Consider the following 12,781-nt stretch of genomic DNA (forward strand, 5'->3'; position numbering starts at 1 on the left):
GGCGACCGGGGGGACCGGAACCTCCTGACGAACGGACGCTCATGACCTCCACGCGGTTCGACCGGTCGCGCCTCCTCGACCCCTCGCCGCCCGCCGCCACGGTCGTCCACGACGTCGGCCTGCTCCTGCTGCGTCTCGTCGTCGGCCTCACCATGGCCGCCCACGGCACGATGAAGCTCTTCGGCTGGTTCGGCGGCCCGGGCCTCACCGCGACCGGCAAGGGCTTCTCCACGGCCGGCTATCCCGCCGGGGACGCCATGGCCGTCATCGCCGGTCTCTCCGAAACCCTCGGCGGCCTGGGTCTGGCCCTCGGCCTGCTGACCCCGCTCGCCGGCGCCGCCCTGACCGGCGTCTTCATCAACATCCTCGAGGTCCGCGGCTTCGGTGCCTACTTCCCGCCCAAGGGCGTGGAACTCGAAGTGGTGCTCTTCGCCTCGGTCATCGCCCTCACGCTCACCGGGCCCGGCCGCTATGCCGTCGACCACCACCTCCCGGTACTGCGCGCATCACGGCCCCAGTACTCCCTGCTCGCCCTGCTGGTGGGTGCCGTCGCGGGCTTCGTCGTCCTGCTCATCCGGGACTGACGGCACGGCACGGCACCACCGCACGGCACCGCAGGGCGGGCGCTCACGCGCCCAGGTGCTCCAGCGGACCCGACGGGTAGGGGGTCTCCACCGGCAGCAGGGCGCGGGCCGCGTCCTCGGCCCCCTCCGCGCCCGACCGGAGCAGGCCGTGGATCTCCCGGACCAGCGGGGTCACATCGCGGATGGAGACCGTCCACGCGTCGGCGTACGCCCGCGACGCCGGACCCGACAGGCCCAGCTGGAGCGAGCGGTACGGCAGCGGGTTCAGGTGCAGGTCGCGCTCGGGGTCCCACTGCACGCGGGCGGGCGCCGCGCGCAGCGACTCCTGCCAGGACGCCCGGTCGGCGTGTACGCCCGCCTCGAAGTGCGACAGGCAGGCCCCGCGCAGTGCCCGGTCGAAGCCTTCGCGGGTGATCTCGACCGCCAGTACCGTTTCCTGGTCGGCCTTGGTGGCCCAGCCGCAGCGGTACATCATCCACAGGAACGACGGCTTGATCCACGTCATCCGCTCGCGCTTCCAGGCGGGCGGGAAGCGGTTGTCGCGGGCGGCCGGGACCCCGAGACGGGGTGCGTAGGCCTGGTAGACGGTGAGGGTGGTGTCGGTGTGGGCGGCGCGGATCCGGCGGTGCGGTACGGCTTGCATGATCCCAGCGTGCCGAGCGCCCGGCGGCCCGGCCAGCCGTTTTCCGCACCGTGAGGGACCGTCACGGGGGCACCGCTCCCGGACCCTCGCGCCCCGATCGCCGCCACGGCTCGTCTCAGAGGTGTTCGTCCGCCAGTTCCGCCACGCCGGTCACGCGGTGCAGGGCGTAGGTGCGGACCTCGTCCGCCGTGTGGTCGTAGCCCGTGACGAAGCCGCCCTCGACGCGCACCGGGGCGATGACCCGCTGGCTCGCGGCGCCGTCCGCGTTCACGTAGCCGATCCACACCGCCGACCCCGTCAGGGCCGCCGCCTGTACCGTCGCCAGCGTCTCCGCCGCGCTCGTGCGCGGGAGATCGCCCGGCACGGCGGCGGCCGGCCCCGGCTCCTTGCGGACCGCCGTCGCCGCCAGGTCGCCCGCACGGATCGCCCGTACGGCCGCCCCGAGCAGCGTCGCGTCCGGCACCGGCGGACCGTCCGGTACCGGTACGGGTGCCGAGCGGGCCGGTGTGCGGTGGGCGTCGGCCCGTGCCACCAGCACGTCGCCGGTACCGGACTCCGCGGCCGGCGCGTACCCCATCGCCCGCAGGCCCTCCAGCAGCGCGGTCGGTTCGGCCCGCGCGGCCAGCACCGTGGGCGCCAATCGGCGCAGCCCCAGCCCCGCCGAGCGCTTGTCCGCCAGGATCTCGCCCAGCATCGCGTCGTCGTCGCAGCGCACGTACGAGGAGGCCGCGCCGACCCGCAGGTGTCCGTGCCGGCGGGCCACGTCGTCGATCAGGTACGCCAGCGGCTGTGGCACCGGCGTACGGCTGTGCTCCTTGAGGAAGGCGTGCAGGTCGGCGGCGGCATGGCCGGCGTCCAGCGCCCGCCGCACCGATCCCGGAGTGAAGCGGTACACCGTCGCCCCGCCCTTGGACTCCACGTCGGCGAGCACCGCGAGGGTGTCCCCGAGCGGGCGGCGCAGCGGTCCCGGCGCCACCGCCGTCAGGTCCGCCTGCAGCAGTACGTGGTCGACCGGCTCCGGCAGCAGCGGTGCCAGGAGCGGCGCCGGGTCCCGGTCTTCCAGCAGGGCCCGGCCGGGCCCCGACAGGGCGCCCCTGCCGGTCACCCCGAGGACCTCCGCCTCGGTCAGCGCCCAGCCCGCCAGCCGGGCCCGCAGGTCGCTCGGCGTGCGCACGGGACGCTCCCACGCGAGCCGCGCCAGCACCGCCTCCGCATCGGGGGAGCCGCCCTCCGGCAGGTCCGCGAGGAGTTCCAGGACGCGCCGGCGCACCTCGGGCGCGGCGGAGCGGTCCAGTTCGGGGCCGAGCGCCGACAGGGTGCGCGCCTTCGCGTCCTGCTCGCCGACCAGGCCGGCCGTACGGGTCGCCGGCAGCCAGGCGGCGGCCAGCGCCGACCACCGTTCGGCGGGCGGCAGTTCGCGCCAGTCGTCGAAGGCCGGGGTGGGCGCGTACCGCTCGTCGGCCTCCCCGTCGCTGGCCAGCAGCCCGGCCGCGTAGGCCAGTTCGATCCAGAACGCCGCGGACGCCTCGGTGGTGTCCAGGGCTGCCGCGGCCCGCTTCAGGTCCCTTACGGACAGCCCGCCCGCCCGCAGCACCGGCGGACCGGTGTGCTCCCAGGACTTCACCAGCTCCTCGACGGTGGCCAGCGCGGCCAGCGCCTGGCCGGCGGCGTTCGCGTCCACGAGCGGCGGCCGGTGCTCGCGGTGCGCGGTCACCGGCGGAGCCACCGGTGAGGTGTCCCGGTGGGCGAGGCCGCCGCGCAGGTGCAGTGCCACCTCCCGCGGCAGGACCACGGTCCGTGCCGTCGCGGGCAACAGCAGACCCCGGTCGCGCAGCCAGCGCACCGGCGGTGCCGGGTTCGGGGTCACCTCTCCGTACGGCGGACCCCACACCAGCCGGCCCAGCACCTGGTGCGCCTCGGCCGGGGCCTCGTCCAGCAGCGCGGACATCCGTTCCGGGTCGGTGAACAGCGCGGTCAGCGCCGTGACCGCGGAGACCGGGTCGTGCGTGGCGGGCAGCCCGGCCGCCGCCACGATCTCCTGCACTCGCGTCGGCGACATCCCGGCGGTGGCCTCGGCGACGGTCGGCCCCAGTCCGGTCGGCGAAGGCCGCTGCGCGGATGGTGCGAGCAGCTCGCGGGCGGTGCGCACCAGACGCAGCCGGTCCTCGGCGCCCCACACCAGGGCCTGGTCGCGCAGGGTGGCCAGGGCCCGGGGGAGCGCGGTACGGGCCCGCTCGTCCTCGCCGCCGGTCAGCAGCCCCTCCAGCACCGGGTACGGGCATGGGTCGGGGGCCACGGCGAGGGCTTCGACCGTCTGCAGGGTGAACCGGTCCAGCCGCTCCAGGGCCCGCACCACCGAGGCCCGGGTCCCGGCGCGCGTGGCGAGCTGGGTCACGTCGCCCGGGACCGGGTTCAGCAGGTCCGGGCGGGAGTGCAGCAGGGCACAGAGCGCGGCGTCGTCGCGGGCGCGCAGCGCCTCGGCGAGGGAGCGCGGGGACGTCGTCCCGGTCCCGTTCTCCGGAGCTCCCGCAGCAGTGCTTGGCTCGGGCACAGTCGCCTCCCGGTCGCGTCGGCCGGTCGTGTCGGCCGGTCCCCATCCGGCCAACGGTATCCGCTGCGCCCGGGGCGGCTCCACGGGTGCACGCGCTACCTTCGGGAGAGGCGGTACGGGAGGAGCCTGGGCGTGGGGATCGAAAGCGACCACCTGGTCTACGAATATCTGAGCGCCGTCGGGGACTTGGCGCAACGACGGCACCTCGCCTCCGGTGACCGGATGAGGCTCGTGGCGGGCCTGCGGGACGAGATCGACCGTCGGCGCGCCAAGTACGACCCGGAGACCCCGGCGGCCGTACGCCGCATCCTGGAACGCATCGGCACGCCCGAGGAGGTCCTGGACGCCCTCGGCTCCCGGCAGGGCGCGGCTTCCGCCGCAGGCCCCGCCGAGCAGGTCCCGTCGGTGCCCGCCCAGCGGGCCGCCGGCCGACTGCGCCTGCCCGGGGTGCCCCCGCCGCGGCCGGCGCCCGAGCAGGAGCCCGAGGCGCAGAACGTGCCGCCGCACCTGGCCGGGCTGGACGAGCTCGGACCGTCCGGCGGCGCCGAGCCCGACTGGTGGCGGATGACGCCCGGCAGCTACGGACGCGGCCCGCAGGTCGAGGGCTTCGCGGGCGGCATCGAGATGCCGGGCCCGTTCGAGAAGGAGCCGGGGCAGGACGCCGAGGAGGAGGCGGCGGGGGCAGCGGGTGCACCCGGGCCGCCGGACTCGCGTACGCGGACCCTCGTACGGTTCCTGCGCGAGCGGCGGCGGGCGAAGGCGGCGGCCGCCGCGGAGGCCGGGGCGCAGCCGGAGGAGGCCACGGCTCCGGCCCGTCCGCGGCCCAACGCCTTCCTGCTGCTGGCCGCGGCGGTCCTCGTCGCCGGTGTCGTCAGCGGGCAGTGGCTGCTGCTCGTCATCGGCTGGCTGCTGCCGTACGCCTCCCGGGTGCTGGGGCCCGCCGAACGCAAGTGGGCCGTCTTCGGGCCGCCCGGAGTGTTCCTCGCGGGCGCCGCGGTGTGGCTATGGGGCCGTACCAACGGCACGTGGGGCGAGAGCCTCGCCGACGACCAGGTCGGCGGCGCGGTTCAGGGGATGTGGCCGTGGCTGCTGCGGGGCGCCGCGCTGGCGTCCGTGCTGTACCTGGTGTGGCGGGCGCGCCGGCGCTGAGGCGACGCCGGGCGAAGGTCTCGAAGTCGAGGCCGCCGGCTGTCGCGTGGTGTCCGGCCTCCGGTCGGGGGCCCTGGTCCCGTATCCCGTCCCGCCGGTAGCCGGGCCCAAAGTCCCGCGCCGCGTCGAAAAGGTTGAACACGAGTTCCGGGAAGGTTCGCCGCACCGTCCACCACCGTCCGCTGCCCTCGGCACAATGGGCGGTATGAACCTCACCGTCGGCTTCGACCTCGACATGACCCTGATCGACTCCCGCCCGGGGATCCACGCCGCCTACCGGGCGCTGTCGGCCGAGACGGGGACGTACATCGACGCCGACGCGGCGGTCACCCGCCTGGGCCCGCCGCTGGACGAGGAGCTGGCGTACTGGTTCCCGCAGGCCGAGATCCCGGCCATGGCGGACCGCTACCGGGAGATCTACCCCGACCACGCCATCGCGCCGACCCCGGCCATGCCCGGCGCCCGCGAGGCCGTCGCCGCCGTCCAGGCGATGGGCGGCCGCGCGATCGTCGTCACCGCCAAGCACGAGCCCAACGCCCGCCTGCACCTGGAGCACCTCGGCATCGAGCCGGACGCGGTGATCGGCTGGCTGTGGGCGGAGGCCAAGGCGGGTGCGCTGCGCGAGCACGGGGCGCAGATCTACGTCGGCGACCACATCGGTGACGTACGCGGTGCCCGGACGGCCGGTGCACTGTCCGTGGCGGTGCCGACCGGCCCGTGCCCGGAGCCGGAACTGCGCGCCGCGGGCGCGGACGTGGTGCTGGCGGACCTCACCGCGCTGCCGCAGTGGCTCGCGCGGTACGTCGCCGCGCAGCCCGTCTAGGGCGTGCGGCCGGGCAGGGCCCGGGGCTCCTGGGAGGCGCGCGCCGCGTTGCGCTGTGCGGCCGCCGAGCGCAGCACGCCCGCGGCGGAGATCGCGAAGCCGACGCCCATCAGCATGCACACGGCCCACGCGTACGACGGGAACGGGTCGGTGCCGAGGAACAGCGGGGCCATCGTGGCCAGAGTGGCCACGGCACCGGCGATGAACACGATGCCGCCGGCCCTGACCAGTCCGTCGCCGGGCCGTGCTTCGTCCGCATGAGGAGTAACAGTCACCTCACCAGGGTAGTTCCCTGGCCGAAGCAGCCGACCGTGAAGGACCGGGGAACGTCTTGTCACCCGGTCCCCGACCATTAGCCTTGAGGTGGCGGGTCACACATGACCCGCTGCGCTGTTGTCCGGAGCCGTTCGCGGCCCTTCGGACCCCCGACGAGCACAAGGACAGAGGACGGACGTGCCTACCGGCAAGGTCAAGTGGTTCAACAGTGAGAAGGGCTTCGGCTTTCTCTCCCGTGACGACGGCGGCGACGTCTTCGTCCACTCGTCGGTGCTCCCCGCCGGGGTCGATGCCCTCAAGCCCGGTCAGCGAGTCGAGTTCGGTGTCGTCGCCGGACAACGCGGTGACCAGGCACTTTCGGTGACCGTGCTGGATCCGGCGCCGTCCGTAGCGGCCGCCCAGCGCCGCAAGCCCGACGAGCTCGCCTCGATCGTGCAGGACCTCACCACCCTGCTGGAGAACATCACCCCGATGCTGGAGCGCGGCCGCTACCCCGACAAGGCGCACGGCACGAAGATCGCCGGTCTGCTGCGCGCGGTGGCCGACCAGCTCGACGTCTGACCGCGTAGGCACCTGCGCCCCGCCCCTCGTACAGGGTTTCCTGCGAGCGGCGGGGCGCCGTCGCGTACGGCGCCCGCACCGGCTACGGGAAGGCGAGCGCGTCCGGCGCGATGGCCGGTACCAGCCCCTCGGCCGCGGCCCTCGTCAGCAGCCCGCGCACCGCCGCGTAGCCGGATTCGCCCAGGTCCGCCGTGAACTCGTTGACGTACAGCCCGATGTGCTGGTCGGCGACGACCGGGTCCAGTTCCTGAGCGTGTGCGCGCACGTACGGGCGGGAGGCCTGCGGGTCGTCCCAGGCCATCCGAACGGAGGCGCGCGCCGATGCGGCCAGCTCGCGCAGCCGCTCCGCCCCCAGCGAGCGCTTCGCGATGATCGCGCCGAGCGGGATCGGCAGGCCGGTGGCGGACTCCCAGTGCTCGCCCATGTCGGCCAGGCAGTGCAGCCCGTAGTCCTGGTAGGTGAACCGGGCCTCGTGGATGACCAGTCCGGCGTCCACCCGGCCGTCGCGCACCGCCGGCATGATCTCGTGGAACGGCAGGACGACCACCTCGCCGACGCCCTCCGGCAGCACGTCCGCCGCCCACAGCCGGAACAGCAGGTAGGCGGTGGAGCGCTCGCTCGGCACCGCGACGGTCCTCCCCACCAGGTCCAGGCCGGGCTCCCGGGTCAGGACCAGCGGTCCGCAGCCGCGCCCGAGCGCACCGCCGCAGGGCAGCAGCGCGTACTCCTCCAGCACCCACGGCAGCACCGCGTACGACACCTTCAGCACGTCCAGTTCGCCGCGCTCGGCCATCCCGTTGGTGATGTCGATGTCCGCGAAGGTGACGTCCAGTGCCGGGGCGCCCGGTACCCGGCCGTGCGCCCATGCGTCGAAGACGAACGTGTCGTTCGGGCAGGGCGAATAGGCGATCTTCAGCGCTTCACCGTCGGCCACGGTGGTGGTGTTGCTCATGGCGTTCTCCCCAGTTCGCGAGTACGGGCCCGAGCACGCGGAAGCCTTCGGCGAGCGCCGCCAGCGCGTCCCCGATCCGCCAGGCGGCACGGTCGCGCGGTCCCACGGTGTTGGACACGGCGCGGATCTCCAGCACGGGCAGGCCGTACGCGGCGGCCGCTTCCGCCACCCCGAAGCCCTCCATGGCCTCGGCACCGGCCAGCGGGTGCCGGGCCGTGAGAGCGGCCGCCCCGTCGGCGGTTCCGGTCACGGTGGACACGGTCAGTACGGGCGCCAGCAGGGCCCCGGTCGCCTCCGCGGCCCGGGCGGCCAGTTCGGCGGGCGGCAGGTGCACGCTGTGCCCGAAGCCCAGCGCCGCCACGTCGAGGAACCCTTCGGGGGTCTGTGCCCCGAGGTCGGCGGCGACGATCGCGTCCGCGACCACCAGGGAGCCGACCGGCGCGGCGGGCGCGAACCCGCCGCCGATGCCGGCGCTGACGACGAGCTCGTACTCGCCGAGGGCCAGCGCCGTGGCCGTGCCCGCGGCGGCCGCCGCGGGACCGACGCCGCCGACGAGCACGTCGAGGGCGATGCCCGGCAGGTCCCGGCGGGTGACGGGGTATCCCGCCCCGGACTGCGTCCGGGGACGCCCCGGGGGGAGCGTGCGCGGCTCGGGACCGGGACTGTCCGGATGAGGGGTCAGACCGGCGAGGACGGAGTCCGACTCCGCCCCCACCGCCGTCACGACGAGCGCGCGCACCGGTGTCGCCCGGTTACTTGAGCTTGAGGTTGAAGGACCAGACGGCAAGCGGCTTGCCGGCCTCGTCGATCTGCAGGAACGCCAGCCTCTTCGAGGTCGGGGCCTCGCCCTGGCCGCCCGTCGCGAAGACGTCGGCGCCGGGGAAGCTGCGGTAGGTGTTCGACGAGGGCTCGGTGATCGGCTGGCCGTCGAGCACCGCCGACCAGCGCTTGCCGTCCTCGACGATCGCCGGCTCGACGCCGAGCCGCAGCGTGTCGCCGCGGCCGTACTCGATGGTCTTGGGGTTCTTCAGGTTCGTGAGGCACTCCTGGACCTCGTCCACGGAGAGCTCCTTGCCGTCGTTGTGGCAAGTGGCCTCGGCGGAAACCGACTCGCTGCCGACCGTCACGGTCGCGAGCGGGGTCGGCTTGTCGCAGGCGGAGAGAAGGAGGAGGCCGGCGGACACGGCTCCGAGGGCCGCGACGCTGCGGCGGGCCCTACCCGAGAAAAGCGGTGCGGTCATGAGCCGAAGGCTATCGGGCCCCTGGGCTGCGCCGCTGCACGGGGTACCGCAGGCCCGCGGCGCGCCGCCGTTCGGCTTCCGGCCGGGTGGCCGTTCGGGGGTGGGCGTGGCGCCCTGTGGCTCCCCACCGGGGCGGGCGTGCCGTCGTCAGGGTTCCACCGGGGGGCGGGCGTGACTCCCGCCGGGAACCGTGCGCGTGTCGTCGCCACCGCGCCCGTACGGGCGCGGCCGCGACGGGCGGGAGCCGGGGGGTCAGGCCACGCTGGGGCGGGACGGGCGTTGCCGGGAGTGGTGGCGAGGGGCCGAGATGACGCCGCGGACTGCCATGGCCGCGCCCAGCGCGACGATCGCCGCCGCCACCGACATGCCCAGTACGCCGTTCAGCGGCAGCGCGATGCCGATCGCCCCGCCCATCACCCACGCCACCTGGAGCAGCGTCTCCGAACGGGCGAACGCGGAGGTCCGCACCGCCTCCGGCACGTCCCGCTGGATCATCGCGTCCAGCGACAGCTTCGCCAGCGCTTGGCAGAAGCCCGCCGTCGCGGCCAGCACCGCCACGAACAGCCCGCTGTAGAAGACGGCCGCCAGCACCGCCACCCCCAGCGTCACGCAGAGCACCGACGCGACGATCGCCTCCGGCGCCCGCGCCCGCAGCCACGCGCCCACCGCCGTCCCGCAGGCGTTGCCCACCCCCGCCGACACGCCGACGATGCCCAGGGACACCGCCGCGCTCTGCCCCGCCAGCGGGTGCTCGCGCAGCAGGAACGCCAGGAAGAAGATCAGGAATCCGGACAGTCCGCGCATCGCCGCGTTCGCCAGCAGCCCGCACAGCACGCTGCGGCTGACCGTCCGCAGCCCCGGCCGCTTCGAGTGCGCCTCGTGCGTCGACAGCCGGGCGCGGCGCTCGCCCTTCGCCTCGTCCACCTTGTGCGGCAGCGTGAACGCGGCGAAGGTGCCGACCAGGAAGACGACGCAGGCCCCGTACAGCGGCCACTGCGGCCCGATCGAGTTCAGCCCGGCAGCCACCGGCGCCGCTGCGCCCGTGGCCAGCAGACCGGCCAGCGTGACCCGGGAGTTCGCCTTGACGAGTGAGAACTTCGGTGGGAGCAGCCGCGGGACCACGGCACTGCGTACGACTCCGTACGACTTGGACGCCACCAGCACGCCCAGTGCCGCCGGATACAGCTGCAGACCCCCCGTGGCCACCGCTCCCGACATGGTCACGGCGAGCAGCGCCCGCGCCAGCATCGCCGCCGCCATCGAGGCCCTGCGGCCGTGCGGCAGCCGGTCCAGCAGCGGACCGATCACCGGGGCCAGCACCGTGAAGGGCGCCATCGTGATCGCCAGGTACAGGGCCACCCGGCCCCGCGCCTCGTCCGTCGGCACGGAGAAGAACACCGTCGACGCCAGTGCCACCGTGATCATCATGTCGCCCGCGCCGTTGATCGCGTGCAGCTCGATCAGCTTGCCCAGGCCCGACTCGCCCGCTCCGTGCGCGTGCGTGGCCCGCCGGATCCCCTTGGCCGGACCGGTGATCGGACGGTGCAGAGCACGCCCGACAGCCCGGCCGGCCCGCCTGGCCGGTCCCGAGCCGTCGTCGGACGACCGTGCGGGTGCCACACTCGACATAGTGCCCCACCCGGGCCCCCGCGGACGCCTCCCGGCGCGTCGCGGAACCGGCGGCTTGTCCGCGAATCGGACCTTGCATGTGTGCCCAGGGCTTGAGAGGAGGTAGCGTGCGTAGCGCGCCACCGGCGGTTGCTCCTGGCCGCGCGCCTCTTCGTGATCCCGCAGAATGGATCGCAGTGGGGTGTGCCCGGAGTCCGATCGGGTGCGGACGTCGACGCGGCCCTCTGGTCCGCTCCGCCCGCGCCTCGTACGGACAGCACCACCGGGTCGTTGTGGACGACAGTACGGACGGCGCACACGTGAGACGGCGTAGGAGAGAACGAGACCAGTGAGTGCTGCGACGACGCGAAGCCGTACCCCGCGTACCCCCGACCGCCTGTGCGTCGAGGCGGTGGAACTCGCCCGCGCGGCCGCCGAGGAGGCCGCCTTCCCCGGTGTGGTGGGCGCGCACGTCTCCGCCGTGGCGGAGGGCGACCGCGTCGTCACCCACTTCTTCGAGTCGAAGGAACCGGGATACCGCGGCTGGCGCTGGGCCGTCACCGTGGCCCGCGCCTCCCGGGCCAAGAACGTCACCCTCGACGAAACGGTGCTGCTCCCCGGCGACGACGCCCTGCTGGCCCCCGAGTGGGTGCCGTGGAGCGACCGGCTGCGCCCCGGCGACATGGGCCCGGGCGACCTGCTGCCCACCGAGGCCGATGACCTGAGGCTGGAGCCGGGCTGGTCGGACGAGGACGCCCCGCCGCCGAACTCCGTGGTCTCCACCGAGATGGCCGAACTCGTCGAGGCGGAGGACGCCGACGTCACCGACCGTGTGACCGTTCCGGCCCGCGGATCCATCACGGCGGTCGCCGAGGAACTCGGCATGCGCCGGGCGCGCGTGCTCTCCCGCTACGGGCTGCACGGCGCGGCCGACCGCTGGGACGAGTCCTTCGGGGCGAAGACCCCGATGGCGCAGGCCGCCCCGGCGTCCTGTGTCTCCTGCGGCTTCCTCGTCGCCGTCGGCGGTTCGCTCGGCCAGGCCTTCGGCGTCTGCGCGAACGAGTTCAGCCCGGCCGACGGACGCCTGGTGTCGCTGTCCTACGGCTGCGGCGGCCACTCCGAGGCCGCGGTCATGCCGGCGCCGCTGCGGCCGGCCCCGCCGGTCCTGGACTCGATGGCCTCGGACGAGTTCGCACTGCGGCCGGCCGCCGACACGGGCTCGGTTCCGGCCCCGGACGCCCAGGCCGCGGACCCGGACCTCGGACACGCGTGACCCCCGCGGGCCCGCGGCGGCGCGGTGCGCGAGGTCCCGCCCCGTCAGCCCCGTCGGCTCCGTCAGCCCCGTCGGCTCCGTCAGTCCTGCGTGCGGCGCCGGAAGAGGCGCTTCGCACCGAAGACCAGGGCCAGGCCGCCCGCGAGGACCAGGGCGCCCTTGCCGAAGCCGCCCGTCGGGCCCGGTGAGGTCGCCGCGTCCGGTGGAGATCCCGGTTGCGGCGAGGCGGAACCGCCGGACGGCGCCGCCGCGGCCACCGGGACCGCGATCACCTTGCTGTTGGTGCCCTCCGAGCCGAACATGAGCGTCGAGCCGTCCACCGTGTAGGTCACCGACTCCGCCTGCCCCTGCCACGGGGCGTTCACCCGCTCGCCCTCGCCCTCCGGCCGGCCGTCCTTCCACGGGTACGTCCGGGCGGTGAAGTAGCCACGCAGGGTCAGCCGGTTCCCGTCCGGGGAGAACGCCCCGTCCGTCACCCACGGGACGGGCGCGACCCGCCGGAAGACGTTGGCCCCGCCCGTCGACAGCTTCGCGGGGCCTTCGTACAGCGCGCCCTTGCTCTGGTCCTTGCTCGCGATGTAGACGCGGCCCGTCACCGGATGGACCATCAGGGACTCGGCGTCGCGCGGCCCGTCCTCGTACCGCACCGTGAACTGCGTTGCCTTGACGGTGACATCACCGAGTCGGCTCGGCTCCTGGAAGCGGTAGATCCACACGTGGTCCCAGGTGCCGCCGCGGTTGTCGCCGATGTCCCCGACGTAGAGCAGGCCGTCCGGGCCCAGCGAGATCGCCTCGATGTCGCGCGGCCTGCCGATCCCCGCCATGGTCACCCGGGCCACCGTGTCGCCGGTGGCCGAGTCCACCGCGTAGACGTAGGGGCCGTCCTCGCTGTCGTTGTGCGTCCAGTAGACGCCCGGATGGATGCGGCTGGCCGCCAGCCCGCTCGACTCCTTGATCCGCGGGTCCGAGATGGTGAACGAGGACGCGCCGGGGGGCTGCGCGGCGGACGCCGTGCCCGGCAGCACGGCGGCGAGGGCGGCGGCGAGTGCTGCGGCGGCGAGGGCGGCGGACGGCAGGGGCAGGCGCATCCTCCCAGCGTGCCAGTACGTGGCGCGTGTCC

General features: G+C 74.7%; 13 protein-coding genes. 5 read left to right on the forward strand and 8 right to left on the reverse strand.

Annotated elements, in window-relative coordinates:
• The first annotated feature begins 41 nt into the window (after positions 1-41).
• On the forward strand, positions 42-584 hold the full coding sequence (locus ACFW2G_RS24195; RefSeq protein WP_384447777.1) for a DoxX family membrane protein: 543 nt from the start codon (positions 42-44) through the stop codon (positions 582-584).
• A gap of 43 nt (positions 585-627) precedes the next feature.
• On the opposite strand, the gene ACFW2G_RS24200 is transcribed toward ACFW2G_RS24195, so the two are convergent.
• Positions 628-1,227 carry a DUF4291 domain-containing protein gene (locus tag ACFW2G_RS24200; protein WP_037924777.1) on the reverse strand — a complete coding sequence of 200 codons (600 nt, stop codon included), beginning with the start codon at positions 1,225-1,227 and terminating at the stop codon, positions 628-630.
• A 115-nt stretch (positions 1,228-1,342) separates the two neighbouring features.
• Positions 1,343-3,778, reverse strand: coding sequence for a helicase-associated domain-containing protein (locus tag ACFW2G_RS24205; RefSeq protein ID WP_384583557.1), 2,436 nt, complete (start codon positions 3,776-3,778; stop codon positions 1,343-1,345).
• A gap of 132 nt (positions 3,779-3,910) precedes the next feature.
• On the opposite strand from ACFW2G_RS24205, the gene ACFW2G_RS24210 reads away from it, so the two are divergent.
• Together ACFW2G_RS24210 and ACFW2G_RS24215 are read left to right on the forward strand one after the other, a co-directional pair.
• Positions 3,911-4,927 carry a hypothetical protein gene (locus tag ACFW2G_RS24210; RefSeq protein WP_384447771.1) on the forward strand — a complete coding sequence of 339 codons (1,017 nt, stop codon included), beginning with the start codon at positions 3,911-3,913 and terminating at the stop codon, positions 4,925-4,927.
• A gap of 196 nt (positions 4,928-5,123) precedes the next feature.
• Complete coding sequence (locus ACFW2G_RS24215; protein WP_384583560.1) at positions 5,124-5,750, forward strand: HAD family hydrolase; 627 nt, start codon at positions 5,124-5,126, stop codon at positions 5,748-5,750.
• On the opposite strand, the gene ACFW2G_RS24220 is transcribed toward ACFW2G_RS24215, so the two are convergent.
• Complete coding sequence (locus ACFW2G_RS24220) at positions 5,747-6,025, reverse strand: hypothetical protein (protein ID WP_384447768.1); 279 nt, start codon at positions 6,023-6,025, stop codon at positions 5,747-5,749. The two genes, ACFW2G_RS24215 and ACFW2G_RS24220, sit on opposite strands and share 4 nt — an antisense overlap.
• Before the next feature lie 178 nt (positions 6,026-6,203).
• Here ACFW2G_RS24220 and ACFW2G_RS24225 point away from each other — a divergent pair, with 178 nt between their 5' ends.
• Complete coding sequence (locus ACFW2G_RS24225) at positions 6,204-6,587, forward strand: cold-shock protein (RefSeq protein WP_037924790.1); 384 nt, start codon at positions 6,204-6,206, stop codon at positions 6,585-6,587.
• 82 nt (positions 6,588-6,669) lie between these two features.
• On the opposite strand, the gene ACFW2G_RS24230 is transcribed toward ACFW2G_RS24225, so the two are convergent.
• The 4 genes from ACFW2G_RS24230 to ACFW2G_RS24245 form a co-directional block, all read right to left on the reverse strand.
• Positions 6,670-7,539: a 1,4-dihydroxy-6-naphthoate synthase gene (locus ACFW2G_RS24230; RefSeq protein ID WP_384447764.1), complete on the reverse strand. Its 870-nt coding sequence runs from the start codon at positions 7,537-7,539 to the stop codon at positions 6,670-6,672.
• Positions 7,508-8,278 (reverse strand): futalosine hydrolase, encoded by a 771-nt coding sequence (locus ACFW2G_RS24235; RefSeq protein WP_384447761.1) that lies wholly within the window; start codon positions 8,276-8,278, stop codon positions 7,508-7,510. The genes ACFW2G_RS24230 and ACFW2G_RS24235 overlap by 32 nt, the downstream gene beginning before the upstream one ends.
• A 13-nt stretch (positions 8,279-8,291) precedes the next feature.
• Positions 8,292-8,780 (reverse strand): hypothetical protein, encoded by a 489-nt coding sequence (locus ACFW2G_RS24240; RefSeq protein ID WP_037924792.1) that lies wholly within the window; start codon positions 8,778-8,780, stop codon positions 8,292-8,294.
• A 252-nt stretch (positions 8,781-9,032) separates the two neighbouring features.
• Positions 9,033-10,409 carry an MFS transporter gene (locus ACFW2G_RS24245; protein ID WP_384447758.1) on the reverse strand — a complete coding sequence of 459 codons (1,377 nt, stop codon included), beginning with the start codon at positions 10,407-10,409 and terminating at the stop codon, positions 9,033-9,035.
• A gap of 328 nt (positions 10,410-10,737) precedes the next feature.
• Between ACFW2G_RS24245 and ACFW2G_RS24250 the strand changes: the two genes are divergently transcribed.
• Positions 10,738-11,661 carry a DUF3027 domain-containing protein gene (locus tag ACFW2G_RS24250; RefSeq protein WP_384447755.1) on the forward strand — a complete coding sequence of 308 codons (924 nt, stop codon included), beginning with the start codon at positions 10,738-10,740 and terminating at the stop codon, positions 11,659-11,661.
• A gap of 80 nt (positions 11,662-11,741) precedes the next feature.
• Here ACFW2G_RS24250 and ACFW2G_RS24255 read toward each other — a convergent pair whose 3' ends face one another.
• A complete protein-coding gene (locus ACFW2G_RS24255; protein ID WP_037924798.1) occupies positions 11,742-12,749 on the reverse strand; it encodes a hypothetical protein in 1,008 nt (335 codons plus the stop codon).
• Positions 12,750-12,781: the final 32 nt, after the last annotated feature.

The sequence above is a fragment of the Streptomyces sp. NPDC058880 genome (assembly GCF_042742535.1).
GTDB lineage: Bacteria > Actinomycetota > Actinomycetes > Streptomycetales > Streptomycetaceae > Streptomyces.

Coding starts and splice junctions, on each gene's coding strand:
- ACFW2G_RS24195 (WP_384447777.1), top strand. CDS start 42: ATGACCTCCACGCGGTTCGACCGGTCGCGCCTCCTCGACCCCTCGCCG.
- ACFW2G_RS24200 (WP_037924777.1), bottom strand. CDS start 1,227: ATGCAAGCCGTACCGCACCGCCGGATCCGCGCCGCCCACACCGACACC.
- ACFW2G_RS24215 (WP_384583560.1), top strand. CDS start 5,124: ATGGGCGGTATGAACCTCACCGTCGGCTTCGACCTCGACATGACCCTG.
- ACFW2G_RS24230 (WP_384447764.1), bottom strand. CDS start 7,539: ATGAGCAACACCACCACCGTGGCCGACGGTGAAGCGCTGAAGATCGCC.
- ACFW2G_RS24240 (WP_037924792.1), bottom strand. CDS start 8,780: ATGACCGCACCGCTTTTCTCGGGTAGGGCCCGCCGCAGCGTCGCGGCC.
- ACFW2G_RS24245 (WP_384447758.1), bottom strand. CDS start 10,409: ATGTCGAGTGTGGCACCCGCACGGTCGTCCGACGACGGCTCGGGACCG.
- ACFW2G_RS24255 (WP_037924798.1), bottom strand. CDS start 12,749: ATGCGCCTGCCCCTGCCGTCCGCCGCCCTCGCCGCCGCAGCACTCGCC.